This window comes from Trinickia violacea, assembly GCF_005280735.1.
Lineage (GTDB): Bacteria > Pseudomonadota > Gammaproteobacteria > Burkholderiales > Burkholderiaceae > Trinickia_A > Trinickia_A violacea.
Genome location: NZ_CP040078.1, coordinates 2,603,169 through 2,620,278, shown reverse-complemented (window position 1 = coordinate 2,620,278; position 17,110 = coordinate 2,603,169). Strand labels below are relative to the sequence as shown.

14 protein-coding genes are annotated in these 17,110 nt (G+C 61.0%); 3 read left to right on the top strand and 11 right to left on the bottom strand.

Translation table 11 applies throughout. From position 1 onward, the window contains the following. Positions 1-907: 907 nt before the first annotated feature. The 5 genes from FAZ95_RS39645 to FAZ95_RS33795 form a co-directional block, all read right to left on the bottom strand. Positions 908-1,081 carry a hypothetical protein gene (locus FAZ95_RS39645; protein WP_175425833.1) on the bottom strand — a complete coding sequence of 58 codons (174 nt, stop codon included), beginning with the start codon at positions 1,079-1,081 and terminating at the stop codon, positions 908-910. After that, positions 1,059-2,060: a cytochrome d ubiquinol oxidase subunit II gene (cydB, locus tag FAZ95_RS33810; RefSeq protein ID WP_137336742.1), complete on the bottom strand. Its 1,002-nt coding sequence runs from the start codon at positions 2,058-2,060 to the stop codon at positions 1,059-1,061. Before cydB ends, FAZ95_RS39645 begins: the two co-directional genes overlap by 23 nt. A gap of 60 nt (positions 2,061-2,120) precedes the next feature. Then, positions 2,121-3,539: a cytochrome ubiquinol oxidase subunit I gene (locus FAZ95_RS33805; RefSeq protein WP_137336741.1), complete on the bottom strand. Its 1,419-nt coding sequence runs from the start codon at positions 3,537-3,539 to the stop codon at positions 2,121-2,123. Between the two features lie 860 nt (positions 3,540-4,399). Then, positions 4,400-4,597 carry a 4-oxalocrotonate tautomerase gene (locus FAZ95_RS33800; protein ID WP_137336740.1) on the bottom strand — a complete coding sequence of 66 codons (198 nt, stop codon included), beginning with the start codon at positions 4,595-4,597 and terminating at the stop codon, positions 4,400-4,402. Between the two features lie 51 nt (positions 4,598-4,648). Further along, on the bottom strand, positions 4,649-5,425 hold the full coding sequence (locus tag FAZ95_RS33795; RefSeq protein ID WP_137336739.1) for a class II aldolase/adducin family protein: 777 nt from the start codon (positions 5,423-5,425) through the stop codon (positions 4,649-4,651). Positions 5,426-5,703: 278 nt separating this feature from the next. Here FAZ95_RS33795 and FAZ95_RS33790 point away from each other — a divergent pair, with 278 nt between their 5' ends. After that, positions 5,704-6,294, top strand: coding sequence for a putative glycolipid-binding domain-containing protein (locus FAZ95_RS33790; protein ID WP_137336738.1), 591 nt, complete (start codon positions 5,704-5,706; stop codon positions 6,292-6,294). Here the strand turns inward: FAZ95_RS33790 and FAZ95_RS33785 are convergent. The 6 genes from FAZ95_RS33785 to FAZ95_RS33760 all read right to left on the bottom strand — a co-directional run bounded on the left by FAZ95_RS33785 (position 6,275) and on the right by FAZ95_RS33760 (position 12,847). After that, on the bottom strand, positions 6,275-7,168 hold the full coding sequence (locus FAZ95_RS33785) for an alpha/beta fold hydrolase (RefSeq protein ID WP_137336737.1): 894 nt from the start codon (positions 7,166-7,168) through the stop codon (positions 6,275-6,277). The two genes, FAZ95_RS33790 and FAZ95_RS33785, sit on opposite strands and share 20 nt — an antisense overlap. After that, positions 7,165-8,049 carry a metal-dependent hydrolase gene (locus FAZ95_RS33780; RefSeq protein ID WP_137336736.1) on the bottom strand — a complete coding sequence of 295 codons (885 nt, stop codon included), beginning with the start codon at positions 8,047-8,049 and terminating at the stop codon, positions 7,165-7,167. The genes FAZ95_RS33785 and FAZ95_RS33780 overlap by 4 nt, the downstream gene beginning before the upstream one ends. A 58-nt stretch (positions 8,050-8,107) precedes the next feature. Next, a complete protein-coding gene (locus FAZ95_RS33775) occupies positions 8,108-9,010 on the bottom strand; it encodes an SDR family NAD(P)-dependent oxidoreductase (protein WP_137336735.1) in 903 nt (300 codons plus the stop codon). 86 nt (positions 9,011-9,096) lie between these two features. Further along, the gene (locus FAZ95_RS33770; protein WP_137336734.1) at positions 9,097-10,644 is read right to left on the bottom strand and encodes a flavin-containing monooxygenase; all 1,548 of its coding nucleotides are present in this window, start codon (positions 10,642-10,644) and stop codon (positions 9,097-9,099) included. 122 nt (positions 10,645-10,766) lie between these two features. After that, positions 10,767-11,711, bottom strand: coding sequence for an AEC family transporter (locus FAZ95_RS33765; protein ID WP_137336733.1), 945 nt, complete (start codon positions 11,709-11,711; stop codon positions 10,767-10,769). 29 nt (positions 11,712-11,740) lie between these two features. Beyond that, entirely contained in the window at positions 11,741-12,847 is a 1,107-nt protein-coding gene (locus FAZ95_RS33760; RefSeq protein WP_137336732.1) for a mandelate racemase/muconate lactonizing enzyme family protein, read from the bottom strand. A 472-nt stretch (positions 12,848-13,319) separates the two neighbouring features. Here FAZ95_RS33760 and FAZ95_RS33755 point away from each other — a divergent pair, with 472 nt between their 5' ends. Both FAZ95_RS33755 and FAZ95_RS33750 read left to right on the top strand, forming a co-directional pair. Then, a complete protein-coding gene (locus tag FAZ95_RS33755; RefSeq protein WP_137336731.1) occupies positions 13,320-15,065 on the top strand; it encodes a methyl-accepting chemotaxis protein in 1,746 nt (581 codons plus the stop codon). Between the two features lie 191 nt (positions 15,066-15,256). Then, positions 15,257-17,056 carry a thiamine pyrophosphate-binding protein gene (locus tag FAZ95_RS33750; protein WP_367872866.1) on the top strand — a complete coding sequence of 600 codons (1,800 nt, stop codon included), beginning with the start codon at positions 15,257-15,259 and terminating at the stop codon, positions 17,054-17,056. Positions 17,057-17,110 lie beyond the last annotated feature (54 nt).

The window sequence follows — 17,110 nt, the reverse complement described above, 5'->3', positions numbered from 1 at the left end:
ATTGCGGAGTTCGACATTGTTTTGAATATTGTTATCTGGCGCGGCCATTGAAGGCCGCCTCGATCGCCGTCGACCGTCTATCCGGTTCGATGCTTGCCCCCCACGACACGGTCTAATGCCGCAGGCTCTCGTTTTTTTTTGAAATCTCAAACGGGGGCGAAGATATCACAGCCAATTGGGTAATTGGGTGTTTATTCCGGATTTATCATCGGGATATTCGTGATATTTAACAATGTCTGTCAATTAAATCGCCGAAATGTCAAATGCCGCAAACGTTTTCGAGGACGACATACGCTTATCCCGGTTCACCATCTGGTCGCAAACGTTTTCGTATTTGTAACCATAGGAAATATTCGCGCTGTTATCAAAGGAACGGTGCAGAGGTGCGCCGTTGCTGATTGTGCACAGAGGAGGCGCAGGTTCGGTACTATGCTGACCCGCACCCGGATTACGCGAAGAACTATTGGCGAACATGCGTAAAGCGCGATAGGAGCCGGTGGCCGTTTTAACGATTGCGGGCAAAACCTCGCACTAATTTTTTAATCCTGAGCCGACGAGATTTTTCCATCTCCGGCGTATGGTGCGTTGCGGAAATAATTGCGTTTTCTGCGAGTGCCGATTGGAAAATTGTTACCTGATCGCGTGGATTGGAATTGCCGAATCGGTAATTTTGGCGTAAAGCATCCGATCTTCGGCGGCGCGGTCGTACCGGTGGCGACGAGCATCGCGTGCTGATGCGGCCCGCCTCAAAACGACGCGCCTAGGCAGCGCCCGGCGCCGCTTCAAAAAGCGCGGCGCCAATTCGTCTAATGCATACCACGCGGTGAGGGACCGGGGAAAGACGGGGAGAGAGGGAAGCGCCGGGGATGCCGATCACAGCATCCCCGGCGGTGTCCTGTGCCGCAGGTCACTTCGAAACGGCAAACAGCGTGACGTTCATGAACACTTTGAACAGCGCGCCGATCAGCATCGCGCCGCTCACGCCCACGCACCACAGCGCGACGAACCAGACCCAGCTCGGAATCGCCCAGCTCGCGCGTTGAAGCGCGGCCATCGATTTAGTGATAATGCGCGTCGCCATGACGTACCTTCCCGCGGAAAACCCAATAACCCAAGATCGTGTAGCCGAGAATGATCGGCAGGATCACCGCCGCCCCGGCGAGCGTGAAGGTCTGGCTCGAACGCGGTGCGGCCGCCTCCCACACGGTCAAGGTCGACGGAATCGCGTACGGCCAGAGCGACACGAGCAGGCCGGCGTAACCGAGCAGCACGAGCGTGAGCGCGATGAGGAACGGCGTGGTGTGGTGCTGGCCGTGAACTGCGCGATACATGACGACTGCGCAGACCGCGACGAGGAACGGCGCAGGCAGCAAGCGATAGAACAAGCCCGAATCGAACCAGCGCGCGGCCATGTTCGGGTCTTGCAGCGGCGTCCAGACGCTGACCATCGCGATGAACGCGAGCAGCACGAGCGTGAGCGGCCATACGACGCGATGCAGGCGCCGCTGCAGGTCGCCCTCGGTCTTCGCGACGAGCCAGCACGCGCCGAGCAGCGCGTAGGTCGCGACGAGCCCGAGCCCCGTCAGCAGGCTGAAAGGCGTGAGCCAGCCGAACGCATCGCCGGCGAACTGGCCGTTCTCGACCGGAATGCCTTGCAGGAACGCGCCTAGTGCAATCCCTTGAAAGAACGCGGCGCCCGTCGAGCCGCCGATGAACGCAAGGTCCCACATGGGCTTCGTGCGCTTCGCCTTGGCGCGGATCTCGAACGACACGCCGCGAAAGATCAAACACATGAGCATGAAGACGAGCGGCAGATAAAGCGCCGAAAGCACCGTCGAATACACGACCGGAAACACGGCAAACAGCGATGCACCGCCGAGTACGAGCCAGGTCTCGTTGCCGTCCCACACGGGGGCGACGGTGTTCATCATGAGGTCGCGCTCGCGCTCGTCGGGGAAGAACGGGAAGACGATGCCGATGCCGAGGTCGAAGCCGTCGAGCACGACATACAGGAACAGGCCGAGCGCGATGATCGCAGCCCAGACAACGGTCACATCCATTTTAAGCCTCGAAATACAGGGGTTTTACGAGTTTCCACGATAGCGATGCGGCTCGCGCGCTTAAGCGTCGATCAAGTGCTTGGGCGCCGGCATCGGCTGACGCTTGGGGCGCTTGTTCGTATCGTGCGGCGTGTCGTGTTCCACTTCCTGTCCCGCAGGCGGCAGTGCAGGGCCGTTTTTCATCAGCTTCAGCATGTAGTACACGCCAGTGCCGAATACGAGGAAGTAGACGACCACGAACGCCATCAGCGAAATGCCGACCTGCTGCGCGGTAAGCGGCGACACGGCGTGCGAAGTCCGCATCACGCCGTACACGACCCACGGCTGACGGCCGACTTCGGTCGTCACCCATCCCGTGAGCAGCGAAATGAAGCCGGTGGGACCCATCGCGACGACGAAGCGGTGGAACCACTTCGCGTCGAAGAGACGCCCGCGGCGGCGCAGCCACCACGACAGCGCGGACATCAGGATCATCAACACACCGAGCCCGGCCATGATGCGGAAACTCCAGAACACGACGGTCGAGTCCGGCCGGTCTTCCTTCGGAAACTCTTTGAGGCCGCGAATTTCGCCATCCCAACTGTGCGTGAGAATCAGGCTTCCGAGGTGCGGGATCGACACGGCATAGCGCGTCGTTTCAGCTTCCATGTCGGGGATGCCGAACAGATTGAGCGCCGTGCCTCCTTGTTCGGTTTCCCACAAGCCCTCGATCGCCGCGATCTTCGCGGGTTGGTACTCGCGCGTATTCAAGCCGTGCTGATCGCCGACCAATGCCTGAATCGGCGTGAGGATCAAAAGCAGCCACAGCGCCATCGAAAACATCTTCTTCACCGCCGGATCGCGCCGGCCTTTGAGCAAATGCCATGCACCTACCGCGGCCACCACGAGCGCGGCGACGATGAACGCGGCGAGCGTCATGTGCGCGAGACGATACGGAAACGAAGGATTGAAGATGATCTTGAACCAGTCGACTGGGACCACGTGGCCGTCGGCGATCGTGAAGCCTTGCGGCGTCTGCATCCAGCTATTCGACGCGAGAATCCAGAACGTGGAGATCAGCGTGCCGATCGCCACCAGCAAGGTCGCGCCGAAGTGCGCGCGCGGTCCGACGCGCTTCCAGCCGAACAACATGATGCCGAGGAAGCCGGCTTCGAGAAAGAACGCGGTCATGACCTCGTAGGCCAAGAGCGGTCCGGTGATCGGTCCGGCGAACTTTGAAAAGCCGGCCCAGTTGGTGCCGAATTGGTAGCTCATCACTACGCCCGAGACGACCCCCATGCCGAAGGCGACCGCAAAGATCTTCGACCAGAACAGGCACAGATCTTTGTAGTACGCCTTGCCGGTTTTGAGCCAACGCCATTCGAGCACGGTGATGAAACTCGCTAAGCCGATGCTGAGCGCCGGAAAGATGATGTGGAATGAAACGGTGAAGGCGAACTGTATGCGCGCCAGTTCGAAAGCGCTGAGTGCGGGTTCCATAAGCCAGAGAGCAGAAGTTGACCACGCGTGCCGGCCGATGCCGGTACGCACTGCGCTGTGCTATGCAGATGGCCGCAAGGTTAGGGCAGCAACGCGAAATTTGCTGCACTGCGTTTTGACGCTTTATGCCGAGTCGTCAATGATGTGCATCAAATTTCGAGAGGTAAGTGACTGATGCGCAACGAATCGCTAAAACGCATTTTGATGAGCGTCAATTGACTGATCATTGAAAAGTGCGGCAATCGACCGCGCTGCAGCGCATAGGGGCGCCGCTTGTCTTGCAGAGTGCTTTCCGAGTTCGTTCAAACGAATAACAAGCGAGTCTTGTTTCGCCGCTTTTAATCGAATGAAACGCTCAGCCGTCGTTTGGGCGCGAATAGACAATGCTGCCCGTCCAACGTCTCGTTCCTATGCCGGGGCAGCACGATCCGATGCCAAGCGGGGCATTCGCAATACGCGGAAAAGCCGTCATAGAGCATGCTTGGCGCACGATACGGACGGCGAAACATTCTCGGTACAAGGCGAGCGCGGCGCACGGCCACACCCGCCGCAACCATCGGCGGGCGATGCATGGTGGGGCTCCCGTTATGACCTGCCGGGCCGCGTCCGCGCGCAAGGCGCCGGGCTGTGTGCGGATCGGTTGGGGCCGATCCCTTTTGCGTGGCCCTAGAACCGAAAATTAGTGCGCGGCCCATAGCGACGCAAGGACAAAAGCTCGCTGTTGCGGTTTTGCTGAAATATTGCGCCGCGAGGCGTCGAAGCCTCGCGCATTTCGGACAGGCGCCTTGAAAAAGGTCGCAACTTCGTGTTCGTGCTTGACCGCTAAGGCATGCAAAGCATCTTAGGGTATGGCAGGCCGTTTAAACCGAAGGCTCCGGGTCGGACCAGAGGCGGCCTGCGGTTGCCCAGTTTTCGCGTTTGACGTCCGTGAGGATGATGTCGACCGAGCTCGCTTCGCAGCCGAGCGTCTCGCACGTCACACGCGTGATCGCTTCGACGAACTTGCGTTTTTGCTCGATGCTTCGGCCTTCGAACAGTTCGATATGGAATGTTGGCATCGCGTCTCTCCTCTGAGATTGGTGGGATGAATAGGTTGGAGCGGTACGTGCTTAGTCGCGATAGGACGTATCGATGCGGTCGAGCTTGCGCAAGAGCGCGGGCCATTCGAGCACGCCTTCGATCGCGCCGCCGTCGAGCAGTTGCTCGGCCGTGCGCTTGGCGACCGTGTCGTCCGGCAGCACGAGGTATTGCTTGCTGCCTTGCGCCTGGATCTGAATCTCGCAGGCTTTGATGAGCGTGGCCATCAGCACGTAGGCTTCGGCGACCGTGCGGCCGGCGGTCAGCGTGCCGTGATTGCGCAATAGCATCGCGGGCTTGTCGCCCAGGTGCGCGACGAGGCGCGCACCTTCGGCCGGCGTGAACGCAAGCCCCTCGTAATCGTGATACGCGAGCTGACCGTAAAAGCGCAGCGCGTGCTGCGAGGCCGGCAAGAGTCCTTCGCGCTGCGCCGAGACGGCAATGCCTGCCGTATTGTGCAGATGCATCACGCAGAAAGCGTCGGCGCGCGCGGCGTGCACGGCGGCGTGAAGCGCGAAGCCCGTGGCGTTCACCGGATGTTCGCTGGCGCCTAAGATATTGCCTTCGATGTCGATTTTCACGAGATTCGAGGCACACACTTCATCGAATGCGAGCCCGAACGGATTGATCAGGAAGTGGCCGGGCTCGCCGGGCACGCTCGCTGAGATATGCGTGTAGATGAGATCGTCCCATTGATTGAGTGCGGCGAGCCGGTAGGCGGCGGCGAGATCGATGCGGGTTTGCTGCTCGGCAGCGGACATGGGCCCGGATGCGGCGATCCGGCGATTGGGCGCGTGAGCGAATGACATGTTCGTTTCCTTCAAGTACAGGAAGCAGGGGCTAAGCGCGTGACGGCGTGTTGCTGGGCGACGGCTTAGTATGACGCAGATCGCACACGCGATGATCGTTCGCGCAGGCGTGCCGCAGCGCGCGGTTTCCGACTCGCGAGCATAGGGCAGATCCTGCGCGTGCAGCATGCCAGTCCGTTGATAGTGTTTATTTGCGGCAGGCGTTTGCGGGTCGCGTTTGCGCTACGATGGCTCGCAATTTCGGCATTTTCCATTGACACCGATAGGAGACGTCGCGAATGCGAGAAGTGCGCTGGGCATCGGAAGAGGACGGTGGCATCGAGCATCTGGCGTTCGATGCCAACGCCGAAGGCAACGTCGTCGAGAGCGTGCAGACCGGGCAGCGCGACGGCCGCGCATACGGCCTGTGCTACCGCATCGAATGCGACGCGCAATGGCGCGTCAAGCACGCGTTCCTGCGTGTGATGGGCGGCGCGAGCCTGGAGCTTCACGGCGATGGCGCGGGCCATTGGCGTGACGGCAAGGGTCTCGCGCTCGAACCTATCGATGGTTGCATCGACATCGATATCGCCGCGACGCCGTACACGAACACACTGCCGATCCGCCGCTTGAAACTCCGGAAAGACGAGCGCAGGGTGCTGGAGATGGCGTACATTTCGGTGCCCGATTTGCAGGTGACGCGCATGCGGCAAGCCTATACGTGCATCGAACCGGATCGCGAATACCGCTATGAAAGCGTGGGCTCGAATTTCGCGGCGAACCTCAAAGTCGACGAAGACGGTCTCGTGATCGACTACCCGGCGCTCTTCAGACGATTACCCATGGCGGGCTCAGGAATTGATCAGACCATCAACGTAGCGGGGACGTAGCATCTGCGCGAGGTTCATGCTGAGTCACGAAGCGGTCGATGCTTGCGGCGATCCTTGCCGGGTCGCGCAGAATGACCCAGTGCCCCGCATCGATCTCCTCGCGCTGATAGGGACCGAGCCAGCGGTCGAGGCCGACCGAAAGTGCGGGGCCGACATAGCGGTCGTGCTTCGGCACGATGAACAGCACCGGCGCGTGGGCGTGTTTCGGGCGCGGGTGGCGTATCCGGTCGAAGAAATTCGCGCGATAGAGTTCGAGCCCGTTGAGCGCGTTGCGCAGTTGAGCCGGGTCGGGGTCGATGTCGACGCTTTCGCTCCACTTCATCCAAAGCGGCCACGCCCGCACGCCGGCGCAGCGCCACATGATTTCGGGCACGCGCGGAAGATGAAAAAACACGATGTACCACGACCGCAGCCGTTGCGCGAGATCCGCGCCGATTGAGCGCTGCGAAGCGTCGCGCGACGCAGCCGCTACATGATCGAGGCAAGGCCCCGAGATCGACGTGAACGACGCAATGCGTCCGTTGAGCGCCTCGCCGGTGACGGCTTCCCAGCTCTGAATCGAACCCCAATCATGTCCGACCAGATGAAAGGGGCGTGCGCCGCAGGTTGCGTTCGCGACGGTGGCGAGATCGTCGGCAAGCGGTTCAAGCCGATATCCCGCGCGTTCAGAGGGTGCGTCTGAAGCGCCCGCACCACGAACGTCATAAGCGATCACGCGATAGCGCGTTTCGAGCTGCGCACGCAACGGTTCCCACACGGCCGCCGAATCCGGATAGCCGTGCACGAGCACGATAGGCGACGCATCGGGCGGCCCGCTCACATAGACCGCGAGGTTCAGGTCGCCGGAGCGGACGCGCAACGTTTCATACGTCATGCAGGCGCCTTTTCGTCTTGGTGCGGCGGGGCGCCCGGAGCGTGTGTGCCGTATGGCGCGTGGGTCGCGCCGATTGCCGCGAGCAGACTGTCAAGGCGCGCGAGCTGCGCGCGATTGTCGTGATCCCACGGGTGAAAGCTCGGCTTGAAAAAACGCAGCCAATCCAGCGCGATCGTCGGAAACACCCCGCGGCGGCCGAATAGGAAGCGAACGACTTGCCAGATGCCGCGCAGGTGTCCGCCGCGCTTGCGGTCCGCGACGATCAGGCGGACGTGAAAGTCGAACACCAACGTCCAGAACAGGACAGTGACCTCGAGCATCGCGAGGGTGCGCATCAAATAACGCTTCGGTCCCGGCTTGATGACTGCGTTCCACACGTCGAACGACACCGCCTTGTGTTCAGTCTCCTCGAGTGCATGCCACATCCATACCTGCCGGTAATGTTCCTCGGAGCCTTCGAGTCGAGAGGGATCGTCGAGCACCATCCCGGCGAGCATCGCGGTGTAGTGTTCGAGCGCGACGGTTTGCGCGAGCCGGAACGATGGCGGCAAGTGCCGGCGCCCGAAGTTGAAGAGCGCCCATATGCGCTTGTCGAGCTGGTGTGCGGGCAGGCCCGCTGCTTCGAGCTGTTTGTTGTATTCGATATGTTCGCGCGTATGCATCGCTTCCTGGCCGATGAATCCGAGCATGTGTTTCTTGAGGACAGGGTCGTCGATCTGATCGCGGTAGTGACGCACGCTGTCGATGAAGTAGCGCTCGCCGCCGGGAAACATCAGCGACAGCGCGTTGAAAAACTGCGTGACATGCGGGCCCCACGCGTGCCAGTCGCTGACGCGATCGGGCGGCAGCGCGAAATGCAGGTCGCGGCGGATGGGCATCATGATCGGTTCCCCTTGTTCTACTGGCACTGGCGAGACGCAGGTGCGGCGCTCGAGCGGGTCATGCGCGATGCGCGGAGGTGTCGTGCGCCGCATTCCGTTGCGCGCGCCGCTGCATGCGGCGTGCGCTTGCCACGACTAGCGCCTGATAGGTTGCCGGCAGCAGGCGCGCGAGGCAATCGGCGGCGCGCGCGTCGCGGCCGATCAGCACGCGGCGCTTGTTGTGGCGCACGCCGTCGAGAATCACGCGTGCCGCCTCGTCGGCCGACGTGATGAACAGCCGCTCGAAATCGCTTCTGCTCTGTTGTTCGTTGTCGATCAAGAAGCCTGTCATGTTCGAGGCGATCCGGCTCGCTTGAACGATGTTAGTGCGGATACCGCCAGGATGCACGCAGGTCGCCGACACGCCGCACTTCATCAAATCGAGCTCCTGGCGCAGCGATTCGGTGAAGCCCCGCACCGCGAACTTGGTCGCGTTGTACGCGCTCATGCCGGGCTGAGCAAATAGGCCGAATACGCTCGATGTATTGACGATGTGTCCTTCGCCTGCTGACTTCAAGTACGGCAAGAACGCTTGCGTGCCGTGCACGACGCCCCAGAAGTTGACGCCGACGATCCATGCGAGATCCGCGTGGTCCATGCCTTCAATCGTGCTCGAAAGCGCGACGCCGGCATTGTTGAAGACGAGATTCACGCGGCCATGGTGTGCGGCGCTCGACGCGGCCCAGCTGAACATCGCGTCGCGCTCGGCGACATCGAGCACGCGGGTCGTGATCTCGACTTCCTCGCCGTGGTTTTGCACGGCCGCATGCTGCGCGAGCCTTGCGGTATCGGCGAGGTTCGCGCCATGCTGGTCGGCAAGCGCCAGTTCACACCCTTCACGAGCGAGCGCGATCGCAAGCGCGCGGCCCATGCCGGAGCCTGCGCCGGTGATGGCTGCGACTTTGCCGGTAAATGATTTCACCCTTGTTCTCCCTGATTGCTGTGCTGTCGTTTTGTTGTTCGAGGGCGCTTGCGTCAATGACGTATCGCGCAGTGCGACGCGCTACGCTACGCCGTTTCGGTCGAAGGTATCGCAACGCTGGCGTGTTCCGTATTCGCTGAAGATGACTTGAGGCTCGCCGCATAAGCGTAGTAGTCCGCCATCCTGAAGCGCCGCGTCAGATGCCGGAAGCGCCACGTGAAGCCAGGCCAGAGCGTCGTGTTCTTGCCGGTCTTCGGGTCGAGATACCAGCTCTTGCAACCCCCTGTCGACCAGATCGCGCGCGCGAGCTTTTGCTGGACGCGCTCGTTGTAGGCGCGTTCGACCTGCGCGCGCACCTCGATCGCATCGGCCCCTTCGCGCCGCATTGCTTGCAAAGCACGCAGGATGTACTTCACCTGCGCTTCGATCATCAGCACCATCGAGTTGTGGCCGAGGCCCGTGTTCGGACCGACGATCATGAAAAAATTCGGGTGGCCCGGCAGCGTCGTGCCGAGGTAGGCGTGCGCGCCGTCACGCCAGGTGTCGACGATATCCAAGCCGTCGCGGCCGATCACGACGCCGCGCGCAAACGGATCGGTGACGTGAAAGCCGGTGCCGAAGATCAGGCAGTCGGCAGGGTGGCGCACGCCGTCGGCGGTGACCACGGCATCGTGTTCGATTCGCGCGATGCCGGTTGTCACGACGTCAACGTTCTCGCGCGTGAGTGCCGGATAGTAGTCGTTCGAGATCAGCACGCGTTTGCAACCGATCGTATAGTCGGGCGTCAATGTTTCGCGCAGGACGGGATCGGGAACTTGCTCCTTTAGATGCTTGAGAGCGAGTTTCTGCACGGACTTCATCAGCGCGGGATGCGTCGCGAAACCGAGCACGCGCGCCTCGAGCATCCAATAGAGGCGTGCGCGCGCGAGTCGTTGCAAGAGGGGAAAGCGTTCGAACAGCCGCGTTTCGCGAGGCTTCAGCGCGCGATCCGCTTTTGGCATGATCCACGGTGGCGTGCGTTGAAAGAGATCGAGGTGCGCGACGCGCGGCGCGATTTGCGGCACGAATTGAATCGCGCTCGCTCCGGTGCCGATCACGGCGACGCGCTTGCCGTCGAGCGGATAGTCGTGGTCCCACTGCTGCGAGTGAAAGGCTTTGCCCGCGAAGGTGTCGAGGCCGGGGATGTCGGGCCACACGGCGCGCGACAACGCGCCCATGCCCGATATCAACACGCGCGCCGACAAGTGCTTGCCATTGGCAAAGCGCAATTGCCAGCGCAATGCCGCTTCGTCGTAGACGGCGGAATCGAGTTCGTGATGGAAGCGCAAATGCGGCCGGATCTGAAAGCGCGTCGCGCAGTCCTCAAGGTAAGCGCGAATCTCGGGTTGTGGCGCGAACATACGCGTCCAGCGCGGATTGGGCGCGAACGAGAACGAATAGACATGCGATTGCACATCGCATGCGCAGCCCGGGTAATGGTTGTCGCGCCACGTGCCGCCTAGCGAGCCGGCTTGTTCCGCAATCAGGAAATCGCCGATGCCCGCTTGCTTGAGCCGGATCGCCATGCCGAGTCCGGCAAAGCCCGAGCCGATGATGGCGATGTCGATTGTCTCGGCGTTGGGGCTCGCGCTCATCTGCGCGTCCTTTTGCGTTCATCGCTAATCGTTACATTGTACGATGTAACGATAGGATGTCGCGGTTGCCAGCGCAAGGACGGGTTTAGACGCGAAACTCTATGACCGCTATCCAGCCGGCGTCACGCAGCCGCCGCAAGCCCGCCGTCGATCAGATAGATCGCGAATGAGAACGTGACGATCGACATCGCAGTGCTGACGAGGATGGAAGTGGCGGCCTCGCTTCGATACGCGCCCGCCTCGTTGGCGAACATGGCCGGAATCGTCGCGGACGGCAGCGCGCACAACAGGATCATTTGTTGAGCGTAGAGCCCCTTGACCGAGAGCATGGCCGCGGCTGCGATCATCAGCACGGGATGCAACAGCAGCTTGAGTCCCATGTTCATCCACACCTCGCTCGAAAGATTGAGCCGCACCGACGACATGATGAGCCCGAGGCAGAACAGCGAGACGCCGGGCGTCGCTTTGCCGAGCAGGTTGAGCGAGTCGGCCAGCACCGGAGGCAGCTTGATGGCGAGGAGCGAAAGCAGGATGCCGATGGCGGGAGCCCACATGAGCGGCCGGCGCACGGCGCTCGACACGCTCGCGACGAATGCCTTGGCGCCGCCGCCTTCGCCGCTGGCGATGGTGAGCAGCATCGTAGTTAGCGGAATCATGACGAGGCTGGCAACGAGGTTGAGCACCAGCACGGAGTACAGGCTCGAGGGGCCGAACATGGCTTGCAGGATCGGGATGCCCATGAACGCACCGTCGGGATATCCGTTCACGAAGGCTTTGAGCGTAGCGGCCTTCAGCTCGCGGTAGCGAAACCAGCCGATCGCGAACGCAAGCGCGTACATCCCCATCACGCCGATGAAGGTGGCAAAGACGAACCTGAAGTCGAGCAGTTGCGAGCGCGGCGTGGCTGCCATGCCGGCGAGCAGCAGCGCCGGGAAAATCCAGTTGAGGACGAGACGGCTGATCAACAGGCTGTCCGCGTGATTGAGCTTGCCACGCTTTCCCGCTGCGAATCCGAGCAAGATGACAAATGCGACCGGCAGCAAGGGTCCTACGATACGGTCCAACATGATCTCCTCCGTTGGGTCTGCATGCGTGCTTAGGCGCGAACCCGGTATTCGCGGAGCACGTCCGCGCTGGGTTCGAGACCGAGCCCCGGCCCTTGAGGCACGGCAATCGCACCGTTCTTCGGCGTGATCGCGTCGCCGTAGAGCTGTGCCTCGAGATCGAAATAGCGCCATTCGACGAGCGCGCGCGAGCCTCCCAGCGCGGCATTGGCGTGCACGCTCGCGAGCAGTCCCGGACCGTCGTAGAACGAATGCACCATCACCGTGACGCCGTACGCGTTGGCGAGGGCATACACCTTCTTCAATTCGGTGATGCCGCCCATCTTTGCGGGGCTTGGCTGAATGAAGTCGACGGCTTTGGCTTCGAAGAGATGCTGGAAGTCCATCAACGTCGACGCGTTCTCGCCGGCGGCGACGGCAATGCGTCCCTCCTGCCTGACGCGCGCGAGCCCCGCATAGTCTTCCGGCGGCCATACGGGTTCTTCGAGCCAGCGCAGATTGAAAGGGCGAAGCTTGTCCGCCATGTCGAGCGCTTCGCGCACGGACCACGGGGCGTTGACGTCGAGCGTGATGTCGATGTCGTCGCCCGCCGTCTCGCGCGCCGCGCGTACGCACTCGATATCGATCTCGTGCAGCTTGAGGTGGCGAAATCCGTCGCGCAGCGCGCGAGCGACGTTCTCTCTGACAAGTTCAGGATCGGAGTAGCGAGTCAGGCTTGCATAGGCGCGAAGCGATGTCGCGTCGCTGCCGCCGAGCAATTGGTGGACCGGCTGCCCGGCGGCTTTGCCTGCGATGTCCCACAGCGCGATGTCGATCGCGGAGAGGCCGTGGATCACCGGGCCGCTGCGCCCGAATACATGAAACTTCTTTTGCAGGTCGAGCATCAGCTTTTCCCGCTGCGCGGCATCGCGGCCGATGGCTTCAGGCGCGAGAACCGCATCGATCACGGCCTTCGCGCCGGGCACCGCGTTAAAGCCGAAGGTCTCGCCCCAGCCGACGACACCGGTATCGGTCGTGACCTTGACGACCAACGAGTCGACCACTTGCAGGCCGCCTTTGCCCCAAACCGCCTCGTCGGACCGGCCGCCCGCGGTGAACGGGATGCGCAACGGGATCGTCTCGATGTTTGCAATCTTCATGAAGAGCCTCGAAGTCTGATGAGTTAGCTGGGGATCTGAGTGGGTTTGCAGGTCCGATGGGTGCTAAATCTAGGCTTGTTCGCGCCAAGTACGCATACCCGGCGCGGATAAACACTCTTTACTTCGAGGAATAACTAGGCACAAAAAAGTCTGCACCAAAACCATGTACCCCCGACACGACCCCGATCATCGGACCGGAAAGAAATCGTAAGTATTGGTAGTGCGCGTTTGGTCATGCGCATGGCGGGCTCGCTCCAGACACTGAGCCACATGTCGCCTCATCGGGATTGCCTTACAAAAAAATAACTTTAAGAGGTAGTGGAAATGGAAATTCTGGTAAGCAATCATTGGTGTGAAGAAAGAACGCTCGCTGCCGTTAACGAGGCTATGGGGATCTTGTCGCATCCCGGCAACGCGAGCGCTGTTGCACCAATTTCTGCTGTTCCGGTTTTTCAATTCGACGAAGCGAGTTATGAACATCGGCAATATGAAGCTCGGCGCCAAGCTAATCAGCGCCTTTATCCTGGTGTCGGCCATCAGCGCTATCGTCAGCGTGATCGGTGTCCGCAATATGGGGCAAATCAGCGCAAACGCAGACGCGACCTATCAATTGGATCTGGTGGGGCTCAACCTGATCCAGCAGGCGAATGCCGATGTGCTCAGGGTCGGCACGTATCTGCGCAACGCTATTCTGGCGCCGACTGCCGACCGACGAAGCGCCTCTCTGGCTCAAGCTGAAAAAGCAGTGGCCCAGGCACGCGAGCACCTCAATCAGGCCGAGCCTCTCGCCTACACCGAGAAAGAGAAGGCCACCTTCGCCGATCTCGATCAAAGCTGGCACGACTACATTCAGGCCTTCAACGAAATGAAAGGCAGGATCAGCGCCGCCGGGCCACAGGATCAAGCCGGCCTGACTGACTTTTTGTTGGGCGAATACCATCAGAAGGGTTTCAAGACCCTGGTCCTGATGGGCACCCTGGTCGATGTGAAACAGGGTGATGCACAAACGGCGGCTGCATCTAACGACAGGGTGTACGTCGAGGGCCGCAATCTGATGCTTGTTCTGGTGGCCCTGTCTGTGTTGATCGGTGTGGGCATCGGCGTCCGCATGGCGCGTGGTGTGACACGGCAGTTGGGTACCGAGCCGGCGACAGCCGTCGACTTGGCCAGAAGCGTGGCAGCCGGCGATCTCAGCGTAAGCATCAACCTCCAGCCCGGTGACACGAACAGCCTCATGGCATCGCTGAAGGTGATGCGCGATGCCCTATCGCAGGTCGTGGCGGAAGTCCGCGAGAACGCCGAAGGGGTGGCAACTGCGAGTGCGCAGATCGCGCAAGGGAATCTGGATCTGTCGAGCCGTACGGAGCAGCAGGCGGCATCGCTCGAAGAAACCGCATCGAGCATCGAAGAACTGACCGCCGCGGTCCGTCACAACACGGACAACGCGAAGCAGGCAGCAACGCTCGCCGCGACGGCCTCCGGCGTCGCACAGCAAGGTGGCGAGGTCGTCGGTCGAGTGGTCGAAACGATGCGCGAGATTTTCACCAGTTCGACCAAAATGTCCGAGATCATCACGGTGATCGAGGGTATTGCCTTCCAGACCAACATCCTTGCGCTCAACGCGGCGGTTGAAGCCGCTCGTGCCGGCGAACAGGGCCGGGGCTTCGCTGTCGTGGCCGGCGAGGTGCGCGCACTCGCGCAGCGTAGTGCCAGCGCGGCAAAGGAAATCAAGGACTTGATTGCCAATTCGGTCAACTGGGTGGAGGCGGGCTCGACGCTTGTCGAGCAGGCGGGCGGCACGATCCATGAGATCGTCGCGTCGGTGAAGCGCGTCACCGACATCGTAGGTGAAATCTCGTCGGCGTCCCAAGAACAGAGCACCGGCATCGAGCAGGTCAACCAGGCTGTCAACCAGATGGACCAGGTCACCCAGCAGAATGCCGCGCTGGTGGAAGAAGCGTCGGCCGCGGCCCAGTCGACGGCGCAACAGGCTCAGAGCCTGCGTGCAGCGGTGGCCTTCTTCAAGGTCGACGACAGGCGAGTTTCTGTGTCACGAGCGGACACGCCTCGGAAGGAATCACAGGTGGCGCCGCCGAAAATTCGCGCGTCTTCCCCTGCGAGGTTGACCAAGCCCGCAACGAGGCCGCGCCTTGCCGCCGGCGCGAGCGCCGTGGCCGCAAGCAGCAACGGCGACGCTCGAGACTGGCAGACGTTCTGAGCGGGCAGCCCGTTCAGGTTGGACGACAAACATGGAGACACGGGCCCGTTCCAGGTGGGCCCGATGAAGCAGCACGGGACGCGATTGCAGCCGGTGTGCAGCGCGTTCAGGGCCGTCTCGCTGTCTCCACATGCCGGGGTTGCCGCCGGCTTCGTCACGGTGCTCTTTCGAGGGCCACGCGGGACGTCCCTATGAGGGACAGCGAGATCCGATTCTTGGTGTCTACTCGGATCGTATTCAAAAATATGGAATCACACGCTCCCGTCACTGTATCGAAAGCCGTCGTGAGGTCGTTGGAAGCCGCGAAAATCGACCACGTCTTCCTCGTGCCGGGGAAGATGATCTATCCGCTGCTGGACGCAATCGACAAGTCGCCATCGATTCGCGGAATTGTTTGCGTTCACGAGACCAGCAGTGCGTTCATGGCCGATGGCTATGCGCGGGCTAGCCGTAGATTTGGCGTATGCGTGGGAATTTCCGGACCCGGCACCATGAATTTCGTGCCCGGAATGGCGGCTGCTCACGCGGACCGGATTCCCATGCTTTATATTGCTGGAGGCGTTTCGTCGCGCGCGGAAGGCAAAGGCGCGTTCCAGGACGCTACGCTGAGCGGAATTTTCGAAAGCGGCGTGGTAAAGAGCCTGGTCGAAAATGTCGTAGAACTAAAGAACAAAGACAATCTTCAGGCCGAAATGCGGCGCGCGACAGAAGGGCTGAACTGGATGCGTCGAGCGCAGTCTTTCGTGAGCATCCCCGTCGACGTTCAACGGCAGGAAGCGCTGCCCGGTCGCGACGCATCACGGCAGCCATACGATCACGACGCGTTCAACGCATGCGAGGTCCCCGCCAATCGCGCAGCGTTGGATGCCTTGTGCAACCAGTATTTGCTCCAATCGAAGAGAATCGCTTTCCTGATCGGCAGTCGTGGCAATGACCCGGAGACCGCGAAGGTCTTGCTCGACTTGGCCGAAAAATTCTGCATTCCTGTTGCGACCACGCTATCGGGAAAAGGCGCATTTCCTGAAAATCATGTCCTTTCGCTCGGCGTGTACGGATTCTCGGGCCACTCGCGCGCGGTTCGTGTCATCAACTCGGATGAGCTCGAGGTCCTCGTCGTGTTCGGCTGCGACCTGAATCAGCGCGACAGCATGAACTGGACAGAGAAGCTGACTGCCGGGAAGGAGCTGATCATCTTCGACGACAGCTTCGACGCGCCGGCGACGGGACATATCGCGCGCGGCAGCATTTTCTCCGGGATTGGCGCTACATTCCGTACGCTGTCCCAGATGGACACGAACCGGAATGCCGACTTTCATACGGTTCTTGAACGAAGAAAAGCATGGGTCGCCGAGGTCAACCAGACCCCGCTATACGACCACTACTTCGAGCAAACTGGCGTGCGGGGTTCAGGTGGCGATCTTTTGCTCCATACAGGAGACGTCGTCAAGCAGCTGTGTCATCTCTTGCCGAAGGACGCAAACGTTGTCGTGGATTCAGGCGCCCACCGGATATTCATGGCTCACTACTGGCTATCGTCGGGCATTGGCAACTATTTTTCGTCCAGCTCCCTTGCGCCAATGGGTTGGGCAATAGCCGCCGGGATCGGTATCAAGCTTGCGGCCCCGGAGCGCCCGTGTGTCGTGGTGACCGGAGACGGGTGCATGCTGATGCACGGAATGGAGATTCAGACCGCGGCCCGATACGGGATAAAGATACTTTACGTTGTGTTGAACAATTCTGCGCATGGTGCGGTCCATGTCGACGCGCTCAGCAACGGCTCTATTCCGGAGCAGTTCAGCAAGCTTCCGTGTCATGACTGGACTGCTTTTGCCGCTTCGCTCGGTGTCGCGGCGCGCAGGGTCGAGCGCCTTGATGACCTTGCAGATGCGCTGAGCGAGGCGTCCCGATCCAGCGGCCCATTTCTGATCGAGGTGCTGACCGGCGTTTTTCCAGCGCCGAATCGGTACTACGCGGAATGCGCGGCTTTGTAGGTACGAGCTTTTTTGTGCAAGTAAAAACTTTTTGCGAGCCATTAAGGAATAAAT

What these genes read in the sequence shown, in the direction of transcription:
- FAZ95_RS39645 (WP_175425833.1), bottom strand. Translation starts at nt 1,081, where the DNA reads ATGGCGACGCGCATTATCACTAAATCGATGGCCGCGCTTCAACGCGCG.
- cydB (WP_137336742.1), bottom strand. Translation starts at nt 2,060, where the DNA reads ATGGATGTGACCGTTGTCTGGGCTGCGATCATCGCGCTCGGCCTGTTC.
- FAZ95_RS33805 (WP_137336741.1), bottom strand. Translation starts at nt 3,539, where the DNA reads ATGGAACCCGCACTCAGCGCTTTCGAACTGGCGCGCATACAGTTCGCC.
- FAZ95_RS33800 (WP_137336740.1), bottom strand. Translation starts at nt 4,597, where the DNA reads ATGCCAACATTCCATATCGAACTGTTCGAAGGCCGAAGCATCGAGCAA.
- FAZ95_RS33795 (WP_137336739.1), bottom strand. Translation starts at nt 5,425, where the DNA reads ATGTCATTCGCTCACGCGCCCAATCGCCGGATCGCCGCATCCGGGCCC.
- FAZ95_RS33790 (WP_137336738.1), top strand. Translation starts at nt 5,704, where the DNA reads ATGCGAGAAGTGCGCTGGGCATCGGAAGAGGACGGTGGCATCGAGCAT.
- FAZ95_RS33785 (WP_137336737.1), bottom strand. Translation starts at nt 7,168, where the DNA reads ATGACGTATGAAACGTTGCGCGTCCGCTCCGGCGACCTGAACCTCGCG.
- FAZ95_RS33780 (WP_137336736.1), bottom strand. Translation starts at nt 8,049, where the DNA reads ATGATGCCCATCCGCCGCGACCTGCATTTCGCGCTGCCGCCCGATCGC.
- FAZ95_RS33770 (WP_137336734.1), bottom strand. Translation starts at nt 10,644, where the DNA reads ATGAGCGCGAGCCCCAACGCCGAGACAATCGACATCGCCATCATCGGC.
- FAZ95_RS33765 (WP_137336733.1), bottom strand. Translation starts at nt 11,711, where the DNA reads ATGTTGGACCGTATCGTAGGACCCTTGCTGCCGGTCGCATTTGTCATC.
- FAZ95_RS33760 (WP_137336732.1), bottom strand. Translation starts at nt 12,847, where the DNA reads ATGAAGATTGCAAACATCGAGACGATCCCGTTGCGCATCCCGTTCACC.
- FAZ95_RS33755 (WP_137336731.1), top strand. Translation starts at nt 13,320, where the DNA reads ATGAACATCGGCAATATGAAGCTCGGCGCCAAGCTAATCAGCGCCTTT.
- FAZ95_RS33750 (WP_367872866.1), top strand. Translation starts at nt 15,257, where the DNA reads ATGAGGGACAGCGAGATCCGATTCTTGGTGTCTACTCGGATCGTATTC.